The organism is Actinoplanes sp. URMC 104, assembly GCF_051386375.1.
In the GTDB taxonomy this organism is placed as follows: domain Bacteria; phylum Actinomycetota; class Actinomycetes; order Mycobacteriales; family Micromonosporaceae; genus Actinoplanes.
Genome location: NZ_JBPQTO010000001.1, coordinates 1 through 18,380, shown reverse-complemented (window position 1 = coordinate 18,380; position 18,380 = coordinate 1). Strand labels below are relative to the sequence as shown.

General features: G+C 70.0%; 31 protein-coding genes. 11 read left to right on the top strand and 20 right to left on the bottom strand.

From position 1 onward, the window contains the following. Window positions 1-69: 69 nt before the first annotated feature. The 6 genes from ACSNN8_RS00155 to ACSNN8_RS00130 are packed head-to-tail and all read right to left on the bottom strand — an operon-like array spanning window position 70 to window position 3,500. Complete coding sequence (locus ACSNN8_RS00155; RefSeq protein ID WP_436645987.1) at window positions 70-570, bottom strand: peptidase inhibitor family I36 protein; 501 nt, start codon at window positions 568-570, stop codon at window positions 70-72. A 54-nt stretch (window positions 571-624) separates the two neighbouring features. Beyond that, complete coding sequence (locus ACSNN8_RS00150) at window positions 625-867, bottom strand: hypothetical protein (RefSeq protein WP_436645985.1); 243 nt, start codon at window positions 865-867, stop codon at window positions 625-627. Next, window positions 864-1,436: a hypothetical protein gene (locus ACSNN8_RS00145; RefSeq protein WP_436645983.1), complete on the bottom strand. Its 573-nt coding sequence runs from the start codon at window positions 1,434-1,436 to the stop codon at window positions 864-866. The genes ACSNN8_RS00150 and ACSNN8_RS00145 overlap by 4 nt, the downstream gene beginning before the upstream one ends. Next, entirely contained in the window at window positions 1,433-1,621 is a 189-nt protein-coding gene (locus ACSNN8_RS00140; RefSeq protein ID WP_436645982.1) for a hypothetical protein, read from the bottom strand. The genes ACSNN8_RS00145 and ACSNN8_RS00140 overlap by 4 nt, the downstream gene beginning before the upstream one ends. Beyond that, window positions 1,618-1,941, bottom strand: coding sequence for a hypothetical protein (locus tag ACSNN8_RS00135; protein WP_436645980.1), 324 nt, complete (start codon window positions 1,939-1,941; stop codon window positions 1,618-1,620). The genes ACSNN8_RS00140 and ACSNN8_RS00135 overlap by 4 nt, the downstream gene beginning before the upstream one ends. Then, complete coding sequence (locus ACSNN8_RS00130) at window positions 1,938-3,500, bottom strand: phage portal protein (protein WP_436645978.1); 1,563 nt, start codon at window positions 3,498-3,500, stop codon at window positions 1,938-1,940. Before ACSNN8_RS00130 ends, ACSNN8_RS00135 begins: the two co-directional genes overlap by 4 nt. 49 nt (window positions 3,501-3,549) lie before the next feature. On the opposite strand from ACSNN8_RS00130, the gene ACSNN8_RS00125 reads away from it, so the two are divergent. After that, on the top strand, window positions 3,550-3,849 hold the full coding sequence (locus ACSNN8_RS00125; protein WP_436645976.1) for a hypothetical protein: 300 nt from the start codon (window positions 3,550-3,552) through the stop codon (window positions 3,847-3,849). Window positions 3,850-4,113: 264 nt separating this feature from the next. Here ACSNN8_RS00125 and ACSNN8_RS00120 read toward each other — a convergent pair whose 3' ends face one another. The 10 genes from ACSNN8_RS00120 to ACSNN8_RS00075 form a co-directional block, all read right to left on the bottom strand. After that, window positions 4,114-5,130, bottom strand: coding sequence for a neprosin family prolyl endopeptidase (locus ACSNN8_RS00120; RefSeq protein WP_436645975.1), 1,017 nt, complete (start codon window positions 5,128-5,130; stop codon window positions 4,114-4,116). Window positions 5,131-5,183: 53 nt separating this feature from the next. Further along, on the bottom strand, window positions 5,184-6,905 hold the full coding sequence (locus ACSNN8_RS00115) for a hypothetical protein (RefSeq protein ID WP_436645973.1): 1,722 nt from the start codon (window positions 6,903-6,905) through the stop codon (window positions 5,184-5,186). 15 nt (window positions 6,906-6,920) lie between these two features. Further along, a complete protein-coding gene (locus ACSNN8_RS00110) occupies window positions 6,921-7,340 on the bottom strand; it encodes a hypothetical protein (protein ID WP_436645972.1) in 420 nt (139 codons plus the stop codon). Window positions 7,341-7,679: 339 nt separating this feature from the next. Beyond that, on the bottom strand, window positions 7,680-8,279 hold the full coding sequence (locus ACSNN8_RS00105) for a hypothetical protein (RefSeq protein WP_436645970.1): 600 nt from the start codon (window positions 8,277-8,279) through the stop codon (window positions 7,680-7,682). Next, window positions 8,276-8,566, bottom strand: coding sequence for a hypothetical protein (locus ACSNN8_RS00100; protein WP_436645968.1), 291 nt, complete (start codon window positions 8,564-8,566; stop codon window positions 8,276-8,278). The genes ACSNN8_RS00105 and ACSNN8_RS00100 overlap by 4 nt, the downstream gene beginning before the upstream one ends. Window positions 8,567-8,655: 89 nt before the next feature. After that, the gene (locus ACSNN8_RS00095; RefSeq protein WP_436645966.1) at window positions 8,656-9,054 is read right to left on the bottom strand and encodes a hypothetical protein; all 399 of its coding nucleotides are present in this window, start codon (window positions 9,052-9,054) and stop codon (window positions 8,656-8,658) included. A 121-nt stretch (window positions 9,055-9,175) separates the two neighbouring features. Further along, the gene (locus ACSNN8_RS00090; RefSeq protein ID WP_436645965.1) at window positions 9,176-9,613 is read right to left on the bottom strand and encodes a hypothetical protein; all 438 of its coding nucleotides are present in this window, start codon (window positions 9,611-9,613) and stop codon (window positions 9,176-9,178) included. 74 nt (window positions 9,614-9,687) lie between these two features. Continuing rightward, window positions 9,688-9,861, bottom strand: a complete 174-nt coding sequence (locus tag ACSNN8_RS00085; protein ID WP_436645964.1) for a hypothetical protein — start codon at window positions 9,859-9,861, stop codon at window positions 9,688-9,690. Window positions 9,862-9,864: 3 nt separating this feature from the next. Further along, window positions 9,865-10,239, bottom strand: a complete 375-nt coding sequence (locus tag ACSNN8_RS00080) for a hypothetical protein (protein WP_436645962.1) — start codon at window positions 10,237-10,239, stop codon at window positions 9,865-9,867. Between the two features lie 164 nt (window positions 10,240-10,403). After that, window positions 10,404-10,997 (bottom strand): endonuclease domain-containing protein, encoded by a 594-nt coding sequence (locus tag ACSNN8_RS00075; RefSeq protein ID WP_436645960.1) that lies wholly within the window; start codon window positions 10,995-10,997, stop codon window positions 10,404-10,406. Window positions 10,998-11,056: 59 nt separating this feature from the next. Here ACSNN8_RS00075 and ACSNN8_RS00070 point away from each other — a divergent pair, with 59 nt between their 5' ends. Continuing rightward, window positions 11,057-11,215: a hypothetical protein gene (locus tag ACSNN8_RS00070; protein WP_436645959.1), complete on the top strand. Its 159-nt coding sequence runs from the start codon at window positions 11,057-11,059 to the stop codon at window positions 11,213-11,215. Between the two features lie 356 nt (window positions 11,216-11,571). Here the strand turns inward: ACSNN8_RS00070 and ACSNN8_RS00065 are convergent, their stop codons facing one another. The 3 genes from ACSNN8_RS00065 to recR all read right to left on the bottom strand — a co-directional run bounded on the left by ACSNN8_RS00065 (window position 11,572) and on the right by recR (window position 13,298). Continuing rightward, window positions 11,572-11,868, bottom strand: coding sequence for a hypothetical protein (locus ACSNN8_RS00065; RefSeq protein WP_436645957.1), 297 nt, complete (start codon window positions 11,866-11,868; stop codon window positions 11,572-11,574). A gap of 531 nt (window positions 11,869-12,399) precedes the next feature. After that, window positions 12,400-12,708 carry a hypothetical protein gene (locus ACSNN8_RS00060; protein ID WP_436645955.1) on the bottom strand — a complete coding sequence of 103 codons (309 nt, stop codon included), beginning with the start codon at window positions 12,706-12,708 and terminating at the stop codon, window positions 12,400-12,402. Then, window positions 12,705-13,298 carry a recombination mediator RecR gene (recR, locus tag ACSNN8_RS00055; RefSeq protein WP_436645953.1) on the bottom strand — a complete coding sequence of 198 codons (594 nt, stop codon included), beginning with the start codon at window positions 13,296-13,298 and terminating at the stop codon, window positions 12,705-12,707. The genes ACSNN8_RS00060 and recR overlap by 4 nt, the downstream gene beginning before the upstream one ends. A 77-nt stretch (window positions 13,299-13,375) precedes the next feature. Here recR and ACSNN8_RS00050 point away from each other — a divergent pair, with 77 nt between their 5' ends. The 3 genes from ACSNN8_RS00050 to ACSNN8_RS00040 are packed head-to-tail and all read left to right on the top strand — an operon-like array spanning window position 13,376 to window position 14,563. Further along, window positions 13,376-14,038 carry a group I truncated hemoglobin gene (locus tag ACSNN8_RS00050; protein ID WP_436645951.1) on the top strand — a complete coding sequence of 221 codons (663 nt, stop codon included), beginning with the start codon at window positions 13,376-13,378 and terminating at the stop codon, window positions 14,036-14,038. Beyond that, window positions 14,035-14,298: a hypothetical protein gene (locus tag ACSNN8_RS00045; RefSeq protein ID WP_436645950.1), complete on the top strand. Its 264-nt coding sequence runs from the start codon at window positions 14,035-14,037 to the stop codon at window positions 14,296-14,298. The genes ACSNN8_RS00050 and ACSNN8_RS00045 overlap by 4 nt, the downstream gene beginning before the upstream one ends. Window positions 14,299-14,323: 25 nt before the next feature. Beyond that, complete coding sequence (locus tag ACSNN8_RS00040; RefSeq protein WP_436645948.1) at window positions 14,324-14,563, top strand: hypothetical protein; 240 nt, start codon at window positions 14,324-14,326, stop codon at window positions 14,561-14,563. Between the two features lie 46 nt (window positions 14,564-14,609). Here ACSNN8_RS00040 and ACSNN8_RS00035 read toward each other — a convergent pair whose 3' ends face one another. Further along, window positions 14,610-15,398 (bottom strand): SAM-dependent methyltransferase, encoded by a 789-nt coding sequence (locus tag ACSNN8_RS00035; protein ID WP_436645946.1) that lies wholly within the window; start codon window positions 15,396-15,398, stop codon window positions 14,610-14,612. A gap of 161 nt (window positions 15,399-15,559) precedes the next feature. On the opposite strand from ACSNN8_RS00035, the gene ACSNN8_RS00030 reads away from it, so the two are divergent. From ACSNN8_RS00030 to ACSNN8_RS00005, 6 genes are all read left to right on the top strand, one after another. Continuing rightward, window positions 15,560-15,793: a helix-turn-helix transcriptional regulator gene (locus ACSNN8_RS00030; RefSeq protein ID WP_436645945.1), complete on the top strand. Its 234-nt coding sequence runs from the start codon at window positions 15,560-15,562 to the stop codon at window positions 15,791-15,793. Window positions 15,794-15,829: 36 nt separating this feature from the next. Then, window positions 15,830-16,435 (top strand): hypothetical protein, encoded by a 606-nt coding sequence (locus ACSNN8_RS00025; RefSeq protein WP_436645943.1) that lies wholly within the window; start codon window positions 15,830-15,832, stop codon window positions 16,433-16,435. 74 nt (window positions 16,436-16,509) lie between these two features. Then, window positions 16,510-16,698, top strand: a complete 189-nt coding sequence (locus ACSNN8_RS00020; RefSeq protein ID WP_436645941.1) for a hypothetical protein — start codon at window positions 16,510-16,512, stop codon at window positions 16,696-16,698. Further along, entirely contained in the window at window positions 16,695-17,120 is a 426-nt protein-coding gene (locus ACSNN8_RS00015) for a hypothetical protein (protein ID WP_436645940.1), read from the top strand. Before ACSNN8_RS00020 ends, ACSNN8_RS00015 begins: the two co-directional genes overlap by 4 nt. Window positions 17,121-17,215: 95 nt before the next feature. Further along, entirely contained in the window at window positions 17,216-17,974 is a 759-nt protein-coding gene (locus tag ACSNN8_RS00010; protein WP_436645938.1) for a hypothetical protein, read from the top strand. Further along, on the top strand, window positions 17,974-18,195 hold the full coding sequence (locus tag ACSNN8_RS00005; RefSeq protein ID WP_436645936.1) for a hypothetical protein: 222 nt from the start codon (window positions 17,974-17,976) through the stop codon (window positions 18,193-18,195). Before ACSNN8_RS00010 ends, ACSNN8_RS00005 begins: the two co-directional genes overlap by 1 nt. Window positions 18,196-18,380 lie beyond the last annotated feature (185 nt).

Genomic DNA, 18,380 nt, shown 5'->3' with positions numbered 1-18,380 from the left:
AGCGGTGCGTCGGATCGGTGCCGGGCCCGACCTAGTCGAGCGAGCCCGGCACCTCGTAGCCGGGTGTGCCTAGACGATCCACGGGGGGCAGGTCAGGCTGATCTCGCACATGCTGATGCTGGCGATCGACTCGTACCAGTTCTGGTCACCGGCCGGGCCCTGCGGCTTCGAGATGTAGCTGAGGTTCGAGGTGCCTGCCGTCCCGTCGACGTAGAACTGCTTGCGCGGGCCGTTGTCGTTGCAGTTGATCCAGTCGTAGATCAGCCAGCGCCGGTCGATGAAGTCGCTGTTCGTGGCCGCGGTGATCTGCAAGCTGGCGGCCTGGTCGTACACGGGCTGACCCGTGGTGAAGCTCGACTGCGTCAGGTTGATGCAGCTGGACGGGGCGTCCCACGCGTTCTGCGCAGAAATCTGCCAGCGCCCGCCGCCGTAGTTGATCCAGTCGTAGAGACAGATGTAGCCGCCGGACTGGGGGCAGCCGTTGATGGCGGCCTGCGCCGGCGACGCGACCGACAGGACGCCGACGCTGAGCAGGGCGGTCGCGAAGAACGCCAGGACACGCTTGAGCATGGTCTTCCTTCTGCTGGGGGAGGGAGACCTGATCCGGGGACGTGGTGCGGCGGATCAGGCGGGGGTGGGCGGCTCGTCGACGGGTCTGCCGTCCGGCTCGACGAGGGCCAGGTCGAGGCGGGCGCCGCAGCGGTCGCACTCGAAGCTGTTGGTGAGGTTCTGCGTGCCGGTCGGCCAACTGCCGGTCCAGGACGTGCTCGAGCGCTTCACGCGCATCGGCCGGCCGCAGTGGTCGAGCCGGAAGTCGCAGGCTTCGGTGAGGAACAGCGCCTGCTCGGTGTCAGCCGGGCCGGTCAAGCGGCCGCCTCCCACTCCCGCTCCTGGCAGAAGCGGGTCCAGTCGGCCGGCCGGGTGAACCGGGTGCCGACCGTGCCGCCCGGGGAGGGCAGCCCGGCCTTCTCGTAGGCGAGGTCGGCCAGCGACGAGCAGATGACGTGCACCGGCATCTCGTCCTCGCCCCAGTCCTTCGCGAGGGTGCGGTCCCACAGCTCGTTGACCCGGGCAGCGCGGACGCCGAGCGTCGCGATCGCCGTCCAGTCGTACGGGGTGCCGAGCAGCTCGGTGGCGACGCGGACGATCAGCTCACGCTGCTCGTCGGTCTTCGGCTGGGCGGCGTTGGTGACCAGCAGCGGCGTGCGCAGGTACTTGTCCGCCAGCACGAAGCCGACGCTGGAGGGCTTGCCCTCGATCGCCCACCAGTTCCCGGCGTCGTCCTGGTGCGACAGAACCGCGACGTGGTCCTGCGGCGCCGTGGAGCCGGTCAGCCGGGCCTGCAAGTTGATGAAGAACCGGACCAGCTTCTTGCGCCAGCCGCCCGGCACGGCCATGACGAGCACATCGCCCGGGCCGAGGATGTCGGCGCTCACGGCTTCCACTCCACGATGCGGTTGTCCTGCTGCGGGCTGTCGACGTAGACGACGTCGACGACCGGGGTGAGCAGCTCCCCGCCGGTCTCGTCAGCGATCAGCCGCTCGATCGCCTGCGGTTCGGTCTCCGCGAGCCGTTCCTGCGTGCGCCGGGGCACGTCGCGCGGGATGGGGAAGTAGGTCACGGCGTGCCCCCGAGCGGCCGGATGAACTCGGTCTCGGTGACCGGCGCCCACGCGATCGAGTCCTGCCGGAACTTCTTGGCCAGCTGCGCCAGGCGGTGCCGTAGCAGCTCGACGTGCGCGTCGGCTGTTGGCAGTTGCAAACACCAGCAGGCGTTCTGCCACGGCCGGTCCGGGTGCGACAGCCACGCCCCGTGCACGACCGCGCCGGGCAGCGCGGACACGCGCGCGACCGCGACGCCGACCGCGGTGACGAACGCGGACCAGTCCCGCTGGGACAGCTTGTCGTCGCTGTTGCCGATCGAGATGTAGACGACCGTCACCCCGCCACCCCCGTCCCGGTCGTGGTGGTGGGCGGTGCGAGCGGGTCCGGCACGGGCGGCCCGATCGCGCCGGCCGCGCCGATCTGCGGCACCTGTGGTGTGCCGGGCAGCGCGGCCGCGGCGGTGGAGGCCTGCGCGGCGGCGGCCGACGCGAACGCCATCTGCTGTGCGAGCAGCATTTCGTCGGCGCGTTCGGTCATCATCTGGTCGACCACGTCCGGCGGGAACTGCCACAGGTGCGTCAGCCGGGACCGGACGGGGATGTCGTCTTTCGCCTTCGCCGCGGCGTCGGCCCGCTCGGCGAGCGACAGCAGCTCCGGCGACGCCCAGATCGTCTCCATCCGGGCCAGGGCCTTGCGGTCGGTGTTCGGGTCGGCCTGCAGCAGCATCAGCCCGAGCACCTGCGTCCACCGGTCGCTGGTGCGGTCGATCCGGTCGCGGGCCTTGAAGGTCAGACCCTCTCTCTGCAGGTTCGCGCCCTCCGCGGACTGGTTATCGCCCGCCGGCATCATCAGGTGCAGCGGCGTACGCGTCACGCTGGCGAGGTGCTGCACGTCGGCCGACACGGCGTCGACCAGGGGCCGAAGGTCGACGGCGCCGGACTCCCACATCTCCGCGGTCTCGGGCAGCTGCCAGATCGCGGCGGGGTCGGACGCGAACACCCCGGCGTAGTCGATCAGCTTCCCGGCCAGCGCCGGGTCGGGGAAGTCGCTGGGGTAGAACTGCGGCAGGCCCTTGACGGCGCGCTGCTTGAACGCCTGCATCACCGCGACGGTCATGCGCTGCAGCAGCTGGTGGTTGATGCGGTCGATCAGGTCCAGGTGGGGTTCGTACTCCCCGAGTTCGTCCTTGTTGGCGAACCGCACCACCGGGATCCGGTCGTGCGCGAGCACCCCGGAGCGTTGCTCGTCCCATGACCACGACTTCGCGTTGAAGCCGTGGATTGGGCCGAGCGAGCCGGACGCCTTGCGGTTGGCGACCAGCACGGCCGCGGGCTTGCCCTTGCCGTAGACCGAGCCGTCCAGATACAGGTAGGCCCGGTCGACGTTGTCGGCCTCGTCGTGCTTGACCTTCAACGCCGCCTTGAGCCGGCGCGGCCGTACCGGGTCCGGCCAGCCGATCATCAGCTTCGGGTCTTCGTTGGTGACCACCGCGGCGTCGATCTCGTCGTCGAACTCCCCGACGATCACGTACGACTCGGACAGCGCCAGCATCGCGTGGTGCACGTCCCCGGCGATCACCGCGAGCCCGGCCCGCTTGTAGAGCGAACCGATCTCCGGGTCACCGGTCACGTCGGAGTCGGACGCGGTGCGGAACCCGACGGGCCGCATCCGCTCGGCGAGCGCCGCCGTGATCAGCTCAGCGAAGTTGGAGCGGGCCATGCGGCAGAACGCCTCGAACGCCTCCCGCGCGTTCTCGGCGCCGCGCGGCAGCGGTGCCTTGCCGCGGCGGTGGTTGTCGAGCAGCTGCAGCCGGTCCCGGCGTTCCTTCTCCGCGAGCCGGTTGAACAGCTGCTTGAAGTACCAGCCGGGGGAGTAGGCCACCTCAGTCTCGATCACGGTCGCCCCCTCTCGATCGGTACGTAGGTACGTCAGTACGGTTGCGGCCATGACTGGACGGAGCTGGGTGACGGTCGATCAGCAGCGCCTCAGCGGCGGGTACGCCTTGCTGGCCGGGCAGCCACCCCGCGAGCCGTGGCCGATGCCGACGGTCCGAACGCGCAGCGTCGACGCGTACGGCTGGACCGAGCGCCACATCTGGCAGCGCCGCACCTGGACCGACGTGGTCGACGCCGCGGCGCGCTGTGACGGCCGTCCGCACACCTGCACCTGGGCGGTGGACGCTGTGATGCACGCCGCACGCGGCAACGGCAAGAGCACCCTGGTGTGGTGGGCCGGCGCGGCATGAGCTGCGAAGGCCCAACCCGTACCCGCGATTAGCGACCGGGCGCCGCCCGGGTCTAGTCGCGCGGGTATAACGAGAGCGTCGTTATACAGTGTTTGACCTGCGGAAACAGCCTCCGTACGATTCGGATCCGGAGGGTTTCTCGACACCCCTCCGAACGCCCCGAACCCGGGCCGCTGCAACCCGAGGCAGTAAGGGCGAGGCGTGGGGCCCGGGCGTCAGCGACGCCGTGGGAGCGGGCCCCGCGCCTCCCAACCGGGGGCTACGTCAACAGCCGCCCGGACCGCCGAGGCGGAACGACCGCGTCGACTGCATGGTCACGTTGTAGATGCCGGCGGTCTGCGCGGCCACCGGCCTCACAGCCCCGATCATGTTCGGCTTGCCGCCGTTGTAGTAGGTCACGTTGCGGACCCGCAGCGCGGCCGGGTTCGAGCCGGGAAGCCCGTTGCCCATGTCCGAGCAAGGCGCGGTGGCGTTGGTCGAGGCGACCTCACCGAACACCCGCAGGTCGGTGCCCTTGGTGAACGTCTCGTTCTGCGACGTCCACACGCTGTCCGGGAAGTAGCCGACGTACTTGCCGTCGTAGATGACCCACCAGGCGTTGCCCGAGTGCTGCAGCCCGAACTTCTTACTCACCCCGGTCGGCAGGACCATGCCGGGCACGGCGCCGCCCTGCCCGAAGGTGACGAACCCGCAGCCGTTGTAGCAGCCGCCGTTGTCGTTGGCCCACTGGAACACGAACAGGTGCACCTGGTCGTCACCGAACACGGGCTTGTTCCGCGCCCAGCCGACCTCGACGATGTTGCGGCCGTTGGTGCTGTTGTAATTGATCGCGGCCAGTTCGACCAGCGTGTGGTAGTCGCCCACCATGTCGTAGGCCGGCGCGGCGATGTCCACGTCCGCCCACAGCCCGTCGGCGGGGGAGGCCTGCGTCTCCCAGCCGTTGCCGTAGTAGTAGTAGACGTCCGAGTCGGCAGCGGTCACGTTCGCGGCCGCCGCCCGCTTCGCCGATCCTTCGCGGGGCGCCATCCCCTTCGGAGCGACGACCCCGACCGGCATCTCGCCCGCGTTCGGGCCGGGCTCCGCGCCGGCGGGCGGGGCCGCACCCCACGGCAGCGTCGACGGCGGCTTGAGTAGCGACTGCGGCGGCACCACGCTGGCCGAGACCTGCGGCGTGTCCACCGGCGTGTCGGCGCCGCCCGTGCAGCCGGCCGCCAGCGCGAGCGCGCCGACGCCGATCGAGGCGAGCAGCGCCAGCCGCCCGCGGCGCAACAGGTTACCCATGTGGTTTCCCCTCCCAGGGAGTCGTACGGGGGTCGTCCGGCTGTGTGCGGGGGCTATCGGATGCGGCGGGCGACGTACACCTGCTTCGGGCCTTCCGGCTTGACGCCGGCGGAGACACACGCCATCCGCGCGGTCCACGCGAGCACGGTGCTCATCGCCCCGTCGATCTTCTTGTCGCTGCCCTTGTGTTCCTTGCCGATCTGCAGGCCGGCGCGGCTCGGCCGTTCCCGGCAGTTGCTGATGTGCCTGCGCAGCGTGGCGGCCAGCTCGGCGACGCGGCCGGTCCGGTCCTCGGGCGGGGTGAACGAGAGCCGCTTCTCCCATACCGCCTCACGGAACGCCGCGAGCGCCTCGACCATCTGCGTCGGCCGGTTCGTCCACCAGTGCAGCGGGTGCTTCTGGCTGGCCTTCACCTTCAGCCGCTCGCCGTACTCGGCCTCCCACGCCGCGATCGAGTCCTGCCAGTGCGGGGGGTCGCAGAAGAAGGCCGCGACCTGGAACCGCTTGAAGGCCTGAGCGACGGCCGCGTCGACCTCCTCGCGCGGGACGATCCAGTCCTCGCCGGCGGCGCCGGGCGGTCGTTCCCAGCAGCCGAGCAGCTCGACGTGGCCGGTCTCGATCGACGCCGCCGACAGGCAGGTGGCATCGTCGGTGATCGACCCGTCCAGTCCAAGCGCGACCAGGTCGCCGTCCTTGAGCTCGCGGTCGGGTCGCTTACACGCCTCCCACTCCTCGAGCTTGATCCAGCTGTCCTTCGAGCTGGTCTGGGCGTTGAGGAAGTAGCGGCGGAACCGTGCCGGGGTCGTGCGGGTGTCGTACGCCTTGTTGATCAGGCCTTCAAGGCTGATCCATTCCAGCGCGTCGCCGTACGCCTCGATGATCGCCTGCCGCAATTCCGCCTCGTTGGCGAGGTTTTCCACCTGCCCCCATCGATGGTCGTAATACAGGCGGGCTGCGCCTCGCCGCTTACGGCCTTCCAGAATCGCTTCGGCCTCTTTGAAGGTCGCTTCCGCCGCCGATTCATCGCCGGGCGCGAACATTGTCGTGGTTTCCAGAAGCCAGGTTCCAGCGCCTTTCTTGCGCTTTTCCAGGTTCTGCGCCACGGTCTCTTTCATGTCCCGAAGTTCGGGCACATCGTAGAGGTGCGTTTCGTCTGCCACGACAAACGTCTCAAGGCCGCCATCTTTCGAGGCGGCGCTGGCCGTGCTCGTGCGAATCTCGCCGCCACCATTGGCCTTGAGGAAAACCTTCTCCTTACTGGCGTCGTGACCGGGCCAGTAATATAGCGGGCATTCGTCGTTGGTCAGGTTGTAGAGAACCGTCCGGAACGTGTTCCCGGTCTGATTCTCCTCGGTCGCGAGAATGCGGATGAACGGCGACTGCACCGGGCGGCCCATCGGCTCACCCGGCTGATATTCGTAGACGAACGACCCGTACGGATCGCGGTAGATTTCGCCGCCCTTGGCGTACTCGCCCGTGAACCGGCTCGGCCCGAACGCCTCGAACAGGCACAGCCTGCCAGCGATGCCGCTCTTGTCGCAGCCCTTCGGCCGGCTGAGGAAGGCGGTGTCGTGCAGCAGGTGGTTGTTCGTGGGGTCGTCACCGATCGCGTAGCAGGCGACGATGAACTCGGTGTACTCCTGCCCGTGGTGCACCGGCTGGCCAGCGACGTCTCCTGGCCCGTGGCGCACGTTGTGTTCAATCCAGGCAGTCGCGAGCCACCCAAGGCTGCGTTCGGGGTCGTAGTCGGGCGACAGGATCTTCTGGTGCGGCATCCTGGCCCCGCACGCCTACGCGGGCTTCTTGGCGGCGTTCCGGCGGTCAGCGATCGACAGCACGTTGCCGGTCCCGCCGGCCGCCTGCTTCGCGAGCGCCTGGGCGGCGTTGTCGCGCGCCTGCTGCTCCTCGACCTCGGGCGGCACCACGTACTTGATGCGCAGCTTGGTCCGCGCCTCCAGGCCGATACCGAGCTGGTCCTCCTTGCGGCGGATCTCGGTGGCCTGGCTGGTCGTACGGTCCTCGCCGTTCTTCCAGTACAGGTCCTTGTCGTAGGCCAGCTCGAGCGCCTTCTGCCAGTCCTCGTCGCGCCACAGCACGCAGTGCGGCATCGCCTTGACGATCGCCCACCAGCGCTGCACGAGCGGGTGCCACTTCTTGTTGCGGCCCAACGGCGGCAGCTCAGGTCCGTCCTCGAACGGCTTGTCGGGCACCTCAGTCCAGGAGAGCGCGTTAGGCGTGTGGCCGTGCTTTATCTCCTTCGGTGCGGGTCCGGGCATCGTGATCACTCCCATTCCGGGATTCGCGGGCAACAAAACGGCCGCGGCCCATTCCGGGCTCCGCGGCCGTGCGCGCCCAACCCGGCGCGCTGGGACATCTGGATCGATCAGTTCGCGCTGGGCGTGGTCACCAGCGGGGGAGGCGTTGGGTCCGGGCGGCCGGGCGGTGAAGCAGACACGAGCAGAAGCGGCACTGAAGGCGAATGACTCGTCGCGGCCCGGCCACGTATCGGACGCGGCCGGGCTGGTCCGCCCGGACCAACGTACCGACGATCATACGTTGGTGTCGGGAACGGTCGTCAACGTCTCCACCAGCACCGGCAGACCGGACGAGCGGTCCCGCGACACCCCGATCTCGCAGGCCTGCCGCACCGCGTCGCCCGGCTTCACCCCGAGCGTCAGCAGCGCATCCAGCGCGCCCACCGCCGGGCCTTCACCGGAACCGACGGCGCCGCGGCCGTCCAGGTGCCGGATCGCCGTGTGGTGCGTGATCGTCCACAGCGTCGGCTCCAAGCCCTCACCGCCGGGCACACCCAGCAGCATCGTGCCGTCGAGCCGCATCTCCATGTCGGTCATGCCGGCCTCGCGGAACGCCTCGGTCAGCGCCGACGCGATCAGCGCCGTGAACGCCGGCAGCAGGTCCACGCTGGGCGGCAGCTCGACGTCGCCTTTCAGCTCGTCGGTCCACAGCCGCAGCGCGATGGCCGGCATGCCGGGGCTGCCGTCGAAGCCGAGCAGCAGATGCTGCCCACCGGCCATCGGCAGCCGGACGATCTTCGACGCGCCAGACACCGGCCGCTCGTACACGTGGGTCATCGTGTCGGCGGCCATCCACAGCCCGGTCAGCCCGGCCAGACCGACGACCGTGGTCACAGCTGTTCGGGCGCCGCCGGCGGGGGCTCGACGAGCGCGCCGTGCTCGTCGACGGGCTCGTCGCCGTCGCCGGGGGCGTTGATGAGCGCGATCGCCTCGGCGTACCCGTCGAGCACACCCTGCCGGGTCGCCGCGCGGACCTGCTCGTAGACGGCCTCGAGGCGGGACGGGTCGACGGCCAGCTGCAACACCACCGAACCGCCGAGCACCTCGAAGCCGTCCAGGTCGTCGCCGTCGGCGGGCTTGTGCTTCTTCTTCGGGCCGGTGCCGTCACCGAACGAAGGCATGCCTGTATCTCCTCGGGAAGCGGAAGGCCTCACGGCCTGGGGGACGTGCAGGCGGGGGCACACCCGAACCGGGCACGCCCCCGCACCGGTCACGGGTTCGCGATCGCGTAGCGCGTCGCGTCGACGATCACCGAGTCGCCCGAGGCGGGGTCCGCGGTCAGCAGGTCGACGCTCGACTGCAGAGCGTCCAGCCGAGCGGTGCCGTTGGTGTCGACCGTGTTCTGCAGCGTCGTCACCTTGGTGTTGACCGCGCCGACCGCAGTGTTGACGGCGCCCACCGCGGTGTTGACGCCGCTGACCGCGGTGGCCAGGTTGTTCAGCTGCGTTCCCTGCGCCGGCATCTGGGTGTTCGTGATCGCGTCGGTACGCGCCATGAACACCGACTGGCAGCCCTGGAACGTGGTGCTGCTGCTGCCGACCGGGATCTGCTTCGCGAAGATGGCGTTCACGATCGCGTTGATGTCGTCGGTGGTGAGGGTCATCGCCATGCGAGGCGTCCTTTCGACGAGGAGTCGCCAGCCACGCCTGAACGGCCGCGGCTGGGCACGCGCGCCCGGAAGGCCGCGCGAGTTCGTAGCGCAGCCCAGGCCGGGCCGGCAGAGGGCAGTCTCAGGCGGGGCGGTTGCTGAACCAGTCGACCGGCTCGACAGCCACCTGCGTCCCGGCGTCCGGGTCGTCCAGGGCGTCGGCCGGCTCGACCGTCACGCCCTCGGGCACGTCCACACCGACCTCGCCGCCGCCGAGCTCGTCGAAGATCGGGAACTCCGACGTCGGCGAGTCCAGCGGGCCGGGCGCGGCGGCCGGTTCGCCGTCCGCGCTGTCCGCGTCGCCGATCTCCACGTCCAGCTCCTGCAGCCGGGCCTTGGCCGCCGCGAGCGCGACGTTCGCCTCGTCGAGGGCGGTCTGCATCTCCGGGCTGGGGGACTCCTGGTCGACGGTGACGGCCGCCTTGAACGCCTTGAACTCGGCGGCCAGGTCGACCACGATCTCGGTGAGCTGGCTGATGCCCGCGCCGAGCTGCTTGACCTGCTCCAGGGTGGATGCCACGAGCGTCTCCGTTCGGTGCTGGGCAGCCTCGAGGCGGTCGAGCCTGCACGGGAAGCAGTTGTGGCAGTCGTGCATCACGTCCGGCCTCCCTGCTGGTTTTCGCGGTTGTCCAGCGACGGGTGGATGTACGCCCACTTCGTCGCGCCGGACGGATGCCGGATCAGGTCCAGGCGCGGCCCGCACACGCAGAAACCGCTGTCCTCGTGCGTGATCAGGTCGTCTTTCGGGGTCACGTGGATCTCGGCCACCGGTCAGTCCGCGAACGCCGGGTGCTGCTCCGGTGGGCGCCGCTGCGACTTGAGCTTCGCGGCCAGGGCCCGCGCGCCTTCACCGGCCGACTTCTCGCCGTGGCAGTTCTTGTCCGACCGGCCGGCGAGGAAATCGGTGCGGTTGTGGCACCAGTCCAGGTTGCAGGTGCACGGCTGCACGTGGACCTGGGGCTGCTGGCACGAGTCGTCCCCGGCGGTCTTGTGATCGAAGTCGGACCCGCCCGGCTTACCGCAGACGTGGCAGATGTGCTCTGGGTTCAGCTGGTGCCCTAGTGCACGCAGCTCGTTCCAGTTCTGGGGCAGTCGGCCTTTGCGGTTGGAGTTGCTCCACGCCGGGCGGGTTCGTTCGGACGCCATGCACCACCCCCGGAAACGGCGAACGGCGGCCACCGCCGAGCGGGACCGCCGATCTTGGTCATGGTGCAAGCAACATAGAGAGGATGGGGTGAGTTAAGGATCTTCGTCAAGAGCTGCCGATGACCGACATGGCCGAAATCGTACTTTCGGTCAGCGCGGCGCCGTCACAGCCCGTCGACGCTCAGCCCGGCGTCCCGGATCCGCTGCAGCGCCTCCTCGTTGCGCCGCTCGACCTCATCCCACACCGGCCGGCCCGCCGCGAGCGCCTCAGCGATCCACCCGGACGGCTGCGTCATGTCGCCGGTGCAGTGGTAGCAGCGGCAGTCGATGCCCTGCTTGGCGTGGCGCGCGCGGTGCCGCTCACCGGCGCGCCGGAACTGCTCCGCCTCGAACGGGTCGACGCCCCACCGGGCGAGGTACGCCCGCATCGCCTGCAGCCGCGTCGACCCCAGCTCGCCGGTCACCTCGAGCACGCCGAGGAAGCCGTTGCAGCCGGCGCACAGCAGCGACCGCACGCACCGCCCGCAGGAGTGCTTACCGGGGCAGCAGGCATGGTCGTGGTCGATCAGCAGCGGCCGGTCCGCGGCGACGTACCCGCAGATCGCGCACGCGCCGCCCTGCGCCACGACCATCTCCCGGAACGTCTCCGGGTCGAGGTGGTGCCGTTGCAGCGCCACCTTCGGCAGGCCGATCCAGCAGCACTCCCAGGTCAGCTCGACGCTGACGCCCGCCACAGTGGACGCGTCGATCGAGGGCATGCCGGCCAGTGTGCCGGACGGGTACGACAGCACGGCTTGATCGATCTACACTCCCGCGCATGGCCGAAACCCATCTCGCTACCGACATCAACCCTCGCCGCGAAGTCGGCGTCCGCTCGACCGTGAACATCAAGAAGTACCTGCTCCTTGACGAGGCCCTCGAACGCGCCGCCGTTCAGAAGACGTACGTGGCGCGCCACGCCCGCGAGGACGACTGACCAGCCCGCAAGGCGTTGTGCTCGGGGACGGGTAGCGCACGCCCTGCCCGTCTCCAAGCCGCACCGGCGCCCTGGGTTCCGACATCGTGAGCGACACGCGGGTGCGCGAAGCGGCGCGAAGATGCGCGAACAGCGTTTCAGCAGGTGAAATGAACGATGGGCTGGAACTTGTTGTCCATCTCCGGTTGACGAGTTGACTTGTACGGAGTTAACTCCGGTGCAGGCGCGTGCAGGAATATCGGTACCCGGAGGGACGGGAGCCTCAGATATCGCCGAGCGTGCCGTGACAAGAAAATCGAACGAGCCCCCACGCCTGCCAGCGTGAAGGCTCGTCCGAGTTACCCAGACCGCGACGCTCAGCTCATCTGCCGGACGAGGGCGTCGACGATCTGCCACGCGGCCTCCACATGGGTGTGAAACCACGCCCTGATGGAGGCTTCGTGCTTCCCGAACTCCTCCGCGCCCCGGTCGAACCAGTACGCGATCTTGAGGAGGTCGGTGGGCGACGGCGGGGTGAACCGCTGCCGTCCGGGTGCCCGGTGCCGGCCGCCCTTGCGAGGCGGCTTCTCCGGGCGGTTCTGGTCGGAGGTCCGGTGGCGCTGCTGGGCCGAATTGGGCCCAGACTGCACCTCCGTCCCGTCCGTGGTGGACATGGACACTGCTGTTCCTCCCCCGGTGGGTTAACCCCGGCGGATGCCGGGGTCGATGACCTCGACGACATCGAAGCCAACGGCCGTGAGCGCCCGGTCAAGGACGCCGGTACCGGCGAAGAACTCTGCAGTGGAGCCGACCAGCTGCGGAACGTCTATGTAGGCTGTGGACAACCGCAGGCCGAAACCCCAACCTGTGGATGACTTACACCCTTGTAAGTACCTGATGTTGGGGTAGACGCTATGCGCCGCACGAAGCGGACGCAACGTCAGAGGCGGGTCGGCGCGCCGTATTTAGTGACGAGGCTGTACCGGATGGGAAATCGGTGACGGCCTGTGAGTACGGCAATTCAAGGCGTTGCACACTCGTGCCCCGAATGCTCCGATCCGTGACACGGTGTCCGAGATCAAGACTGGTGCATCAGCGGCAGTCGCGCCCACACGCGCACACTCGGGAGGCGTACGCGGCCCGGACCGCGGTGACCACCGTCGCCGCGGCCGTGGCGACGATCGGGGCGAGGACCATCAGCCACTTCACCGTCGGGCTCCTGCCGCGCGTACGAGCCGGTCGAGATCGCGGCGGGCGCGGGCCCGCGTCCAGCCGGTGCCGCAGCAGGTGACGCCGGCCGGGAACTCGTACGGCTCGGCGAGGTAGCCGTTGAAGGTGTTCTTGAGGTCGCGCCACTGGCGGCGCCGGATGTGCCGCAGGTTGCTGCGTGCCTGCCGCCGCAGCCGGCCGGCGGCCCACCGCCGCGCGTCGGGTCCTGCGTGGAGCGCGCGGCGAAACAGCTGCAGCTCCTTGAGCCAGCCCACGGGGTACACGTCGATCTCGGTGCCGGTCACACCGTCCGCCTTCCTTCGAACGCACGCCCGAGCGTGATCTCGTCGGCGTACTCGAGGTCCCCGCCGACGGGCAGCCCGGACGCGATCCGGCTGACCGTGATGCCGAGCGGCTTGATCAGGTACGCCAGGTAGCTCGCGGTGGCCTCGCCCTCGGTGTTCGGGTCGGTCGCCAGGATGACCTCCTGGACCTGGGCGTCGCGCAGCCGGACCAGCAGCTCGCGCACCTTCAGCTGGTCGGGGCCGACGCCTTCCAGCGGGTTGATCGCCCCGCCGAGCACGTGGTACCGGCCGCGGAACTCGCCGGTCCGCTCGATCGCGACCACGTCCTTCGGTTCCTCGACGACGCAGAGCACCTCGTCGGTGCGGCGCGGATCCCGGCACGGCCGGCACAGCTTGGCGTCGGAGACGTTGAAGCACGACTCGCAGAACTGCACCTCGGTCGCCGCCTTGTGCAGCGCCGACACGAGCCGCTTGATGTCGGCCGTCTCGGCGGACAGCACGTGGAACGCGATCCGCTGCGCCGACTTCGGGCCGACGCCGGGCAGCCGGCCCAGCTCGTCGATCAGGTCTTGCACCACACCCTCGAACACGGGTCCCATCCTGCCCGTCCCTGTACGGACGTAGCAATGTCGGAACGGCCAGATATGGTGACCGGTGACCGGCGTCGATGGGGGAGACCGTGCACTACACCGACATCACCAGCGCGCTCGCCGCGCACCCGAACGCCACCACCGCAGGCATCGCCGGGGTGCTCACCGCCGCCGGCATCGCGAGCTGGCGTCTCCTCGACCCCGCACGCCCCGAACGGCGCGCCGCCCGGGCCGCCGCCCGCGCCACCGAAGCCGCCCACCGAAGGAGCACCACCGTGGCCATCCGCACGTACCCGAACCACGCCGAGCCGCGCCCCGAGCCGGGCACGTACGTCTCCATCACCACCCCGCCGGTCGACGCCGACGGGCGCACCCCGTACCAGCAGCTCGGCCCCGAGGCGCTGCGCGCCGCGACCGACCAGTTCTACTCGAGCGTGCAGGCCGACCCGCTGCTCGCGCCGTACTTCCCGATCGAGGCGATGCCGCACCTCAAGCGGCACCTGCCGCTGCTCGTCGGCCAGCTGCTCGGCGGCCCCGTCCACTACGAAGACCCGGCCGGCATCCTGCGCGCCTCACACCAGCCGCTCGGCATCAGCCCGGCCGCGTACTCGTTCCTGTGCGCCCACCTCAACACCGTGCTCTACCGGCTGCGGGTGCCGCACGAGATCCGGATCTTCCTCGCCGCGCAGCTGATGCTCGTCGAAGACCTGATCATCGCCAAGGAGCTGCAGCCCGCGTGAGCAAGAAGACCGACGGCGCCGACTACGTCCGCATCGAGATCCGCCGCGGCGCCGAGACCAGAACCATCGAGTTGAAGGCGTCCGGCTCCAACAAGATCCTCGTGGACCTGCAAGTCGAGCAGCGCCTCACGGCGCCGTACGGCATGCCGACGACGACCCGCGAGGAACCAGCCGGCACGGCGGTGCACCTGACCGCGGACGCCCCGACCTGGGAAGGCCTCACCGTCCGCAAGCCCGCGAAGAAAGGCCGCAAGCGGTGACCGCCGCGCCCGGTGGCGGCCCAAAATGAGTTTCGACCACGACCGGCCCGCCCGGCATCCGCTGTGCACGTGCCCCGAGCTGACGTGGGACACCGCGACCGGCCGCGCCGCCGCCCCCGACCTCGACGCGTGCCGCTCCCGCGCCCTGGTCGACCCGCACCCGGTCGCCGGCGCCGACGAGCTGCGGGCGGCGGTCGCCGCGATCCTGACCCCGCGCCGACCGGCTGCGGGAAGCGACGAGGGCCAGGAAGCCGCCACTTCCTGACCCTCGCGCAGCGCAGTGCCTCCGCGCGTCCCCCGTGAAACCGTCCTCAGCTGACCTTCGCGACCAGGCCGCGGACGGAGACCAGATCATCGGCGGGCACGGGATCGTCCGGCTCCCGCCACCAGCGCGACACCATCGGCAGGCCCGGGTCGACCAGCTGCACCCGCGGATGGTCGAACAGCGCAGCGAACGCGTCCCGGTCGCGCAGCCACACCCCTTGCCTGCGGGCGAAGTCGGCCGCGATCTCCGGGTTGTGCTCGAGCTCGGCGGTGCCGTGCGACGCGACGATCCAGCTCCCCGCCGGCAGCGCGTCGACGAGGGTGGCCACCACCTTCTTCGGATGGTCGTCGTCGGACAGGAAGTGCAGGATCGCGATCAGCATCAAAGCGATCGGCTCATCCCACGCCAGCGTGTCGCGCACCTGCTCGGCGGCCAGCAGCTCGACCGGCCGGCGCAGGTCCGCCTCCGCGTAGTCGGTGCGCCCCTCGGGCGTGCCCACCATCAGCGCGCGGGCGTGGGTCATCACCAGCGGGTCGTTGTCGACGTACACCACCCGCGCGTCAGCGGCGACGCCTTGCGCCACGTCGTGCAGGTTCGGCTCCACGGGCAGGCCGGTGCCGATGTCGATGAACTGCCGTACGCCCAGCCCGGCGAGGTGCCGGGCAGCGCGGTGCATGAAGTTGCGGTTCTCCAGCGCGGAGACACGCACCGACGGCTTCACCGCGGCGATCTGGTCGGCCGACTCGCGGTCGGCGGCGAAGTTGTCCTTGCCGCCCAACCAGTAGTTGTACCGGCGGGCAGGGTGCGCGATGTCAGCGTTCAGCGGGTCGGACACGGGTGGACCTCCAGACCGTCGGGGGCTTCGACGACTAGGGCGGCTGCGGCGCCGGCAGAACGCCGCAACCGCGGCCCGCACTTTACCTGACGTCATCACCTCACGTCATCGAACGTTGGTAATGACCTTGAGGCATTACTGCAGCTCATAGCGTCATGCACATGGCAGACCCGCGCGCAGACCGCACCGTGCCGCGGCTGATGGGCGTCACCGAGATCCAGCAGGCGCTCGGCGTCTCCCGCCAATGGGCGTACGTCCTGATCGGCCGCAAAGGCTTCCCGGACCCGGTCGTCGACTACCTCGCCATGGGCAAGGCGTGGCTCGCCTCCGACGTGCTCGAGTGGATCGACACCCACCGCGCCCAACTGGCCGAGGAACCCGAGACCGACCGGTAGCCGACCGGCTCGCGCCGGTCGGGCATCATGCCGGGCATGCCCTTCACCCCCGATTTCGGCAGCGTCCCCGACTGGGTCGAAGCGATCGGCACGGCCGGCGCGCTTGGATTCCTCTCCGGCCAGTTCATCATCGACCGCCGGAAGGACAGGGCCGAAGCCGAAGCCGCGGCCGCGGCCAAGCGCGACGACGAGGCCAGGCAGGCGCGCTTGGTCACCGTCCAGCTGGAGTGGAGGTACGACCCCAAGGGCCACCCGACAAATGAACGCCTGCCGGGATGGCTAGGGGACATCCAACTAATCAACGACTCGCCGCTGCCGATTCGCGCGATCGAGCCGTTCATGGAGGAGACGATCCGGACGGGACCCGCTGCTCGGGTCCATAGCCAGCTCAGCCTCAGGCATTGGTCCCGCATGGGCGGCGACCTGTCCATTCTCAGGCCCGGCCAGCAACTTGCCCTGGTCATCCAGCCGCAGTTGCCGCCCGGCGAGCCCGGCGGCTCAGGCGAGTACGCCAAGGACCAACCCAGTCCCTGGTCGGACCCCAACCGCAAACACCGGACCGGCGTCAAGTACACCGACGCGGCAGGCATCCGCTGGCAGCACACACCAGGCGGGCAGCCCGAGCGGCTGATCGAGCCGTAGGTGCCTGCCCGGGGAGGGACGCGGCGCCGTCCGGCTGCTCGCGCCGGTGGGACATCGTGCGTACCCTGAACGCCATGGCAGACGGCACCGACATGAGCAGCGGCACCCGAGAGCCCGCGGCCGCCCGGCTCGCCCGCATCCTCGGCCGGCCGGTGCCGACGCCGTTCACCGAGGAAGAGGAGCAGGCCTACCAGGCTTGGCTGGCCGCCGGTGACAACCGGGTCGCCGCGCGCCGGGCCCAGGTCGGCCGCCGCGCCGCGTGACCCTGCACGCTCTGCGCGTCCTCGACGCGTCCGCCCTGGTCGAGCTGTTCAACGGGCACCGCACCCTGATGCGGCTGATGGAAGACGCGGACAGCGGCGGCATCTCGCTGGTCGTGCCCACCCTGGCCATCGCCGAGGCCCAGGCCGTGATGAACGCCCGGCCCGCCCAGTGGGACTTCATCCTCGCGTTCCGGGGGATCCGCACCCTGCCGCTGTCCGAGCACGACGCGATCGCCGTCGGGACCGCGGCCGCGCCCGCGCTGCGCGCCGCGCCGGCGGCCAGGCCGGTCGCGCTGATCGGCCCGCTGATGCTCGCCCAGGTGGCGCACGAGGCGCGCGAGCTCGGCGCTGTGGTCGTGACCGGGTTCCCGTCCGTGTACGCCGGGTTCGACGTGGATGTGAGCGGCCTGGAGAGCGGATAGTCCATCTGACCAGCCTAGTAATCCATTTGTAGACAACTGTAGACGACTGTCGTAGGGTGGAGTCGTCAGCACAACTCCAAGCCCCGGAGCCACCCTTGACGACCCTGACCCTGCCGCCCTACCTGGAACGCGACCCGTCCGCCCTCATCGCCGCGCTCAAAGAGCACGGCGTACGCAACCTGCGCACCATCAAGGCCATCCGCGACCTGCGCCGCACCCGCCGCCAGCTCCGAGCGTCCCTGCCCGCGCCGGCCAAACCCGCCGCCGAGCGCCTCCCCGCGGTGCTCACACGCCGCTACACCAACGAAGTGCTGCGCCGCGGCGGCGAAATCGGCATCGAATCCGGCAGCAAAGCATCCGACCTGCGCCTGCTGCCCCTCGCGATCACCGACCGCCGCGACCGCCTGGTCGTGCTGCACGTCGAAGGCTGGCGCTACTACAGCCGCGCATACGGCTCCCGCTTCGCCGCGATCTCCTACTTGTGCGGCCGCGACGACAACGGCGACTTCGCCGTCCGCATCCCCGGCACCATCGAGACCGTCACCGACGCCCTCGACTGGATCACCCCGGCCGCCGTCAAGAAGGCCACCGCCGCCGGCAAGCGCGTCGACCGCCAAGGTGACCTGTACGCGATCGCCACCACCAAGGCGCACGACGCCAAGACCGGCTGGGTCGACGCCGCCGACGGGCAGCGCCACACCTCGCACCACTGGAACGCCGCCACCCGCGAGCTCACCCACCACCCCGAAGACGGCCGCGCCCACTCCACACTCGTCCTCGATCACCCCGTCCGGTTCTTGCAGCAGCGCACCTACGCCCACGGCCGCGGCGGCGTCTGGGGAGCCGGCGACTGATGAAGGCTCGCGAGGCTCAGCGGCTGGCGCGGATGGTGGCCGAGCTGCCGCGCCGGACACCGAAGTGGGTCACGCCCGAGATGGTCGTAGCGGCCACCCCCCTCGACGGCCTCGACCTCATCGCGCGGTCCGACATGCGAACCCGACGGATCAGCCTGCTGATCGCCGTAGCGCGCACCGCCGTCGACGACCTGATGAAAACGACGAACGCCGACGACTGATCCACCTGCCCGGGCCCGGCCCACCAGCACAACGAGAAGGAACCATGACCACCGACAACCGCATCCAGCTCCGCCACGACGAGATCGCCGCCTGGCTCGACGGCCGATCCGAGCGCATGCACACCGGCAGCCGTCACATCCAGGCCGGCACCGAACTCGCCATGTGGCGCGAAGCCCAAGCCCGC

Bases quoted from the DNA above. Each gene is read 5' to 3' on its own strand.
- ACSNN8_RS00030 (WP_436645945.1), top strand. From the start codon at position 15,560: ATGGCAGACCCGCGCGCAGACCGCACCGTGCCGCGGCTGATGGGCGTC.
- ACSNN8_RS00100 (WP_436645968.1), bottom strand. From the start codon at position 8,566: ATGCCTTCGTTCGGTGACGGCACCGGCCCGAAGAAGAAGCACAAGCCC.
- ACSNN8_RS00070 (WP_436645959.1), top strand. From the start codon at position 11,057: ATGGCCGAAACCCATCTCGCTACCGACATCAACCCTCGCCGCGAAGTC.
- ACSNN8_RS00005 (WP_436645936.1), top strand. From the start codon at position 17,974: ATGAAGGCTCGCGAGGCTCAGCGGCTGGCGCGGATGGTGGCCGAGCTG.
- ACSNN8_RS00080 (WP_436645962.1), bottom strand. From the start codon at position 10,239: ATGGCGTCCGAACGAACCCGCCCGGCGTGGAGCAACTCCAACCGCAAA.
- ACSNN8_RS00050 (WP_436645951.1), top strand. From the start codon at position 13,376: ATGGGGGAGACCGTGCACTACACCGACATCACCAGCGCGCTCGCCGCG.
- ACSNN8_RS00155 (WP_436645987.1), bottom strand. From the start codon at position 570: ATGCTCAAGCGTGTCCTGGCGTTCTTCGCGACCGCCCTGCTCAGCGTC.
- ACSNN8_RS00125 (WP_436645976.1), top strand. From the start codon at position 3,550: ATGACTGGACGGAGCTGGGTGACGGTCGATCAGCAGCGCCTCAGCGGC.
- ACSNN8_RS00040 (WP_436645948.1), top strand. From the start codon at position 14,324: ATGAGTTTCGACCACGACCGGCCCGCCCGGCATCCGCTGTGCACGTGC.
- ACSNN8_RS00020 (WP_436645941.1), top strand. From the start codon at position 16,510: ATGGCAGACGGCACCGACATGAGCAGCGGCACCCGAGAGCCCGCGGCC.
- ACSNN8_RS00075 (WP_436645960.1), bottom strand. From the start codon at position 10,997: ATGCCCTCGATCGACGCGTCCACTGTGGCGGGCGTCAGCGTCGAGCTG.
- ACSNN8_RS00065 (WP_436645957.1), bottom strand. From the start codon at position 11,868: ATGTCCACCACGGACGGGACGGAGGTGCAGTCTGGGCCCAATTCGGCC.
- ACSNN8_RS00115 (WP_436645973.1), bottom strand. From the start codon at position 6,905: ATGCCGCACCAGAAGATCCTGTCGCCCGACTACGACCCCGAACGCAGC.
- ACSNN8_RS00025 (WP_436645943.1), top strand. From the start codon at position 15,830: ATGCCCTTCACCCCCGATTTCGGCAGCGTCCCCGACTGGGTCGAAGCG.
- ACSNN8_RS00095 (WP_436645966.1), bottom strand. From the start codon at position 9,054: ATGGCGATGACCCTCACCACCGACGACATCAACGCGATCGTGAACGCC.
- ACSNN8_RS00120 (WP_436645975.1), bottom strand. From the start codon at position 5,130: ATGGGTAACCTGTTGCGCCGCGGGCGGCTGGCGCTGCTCGCCTCGATC.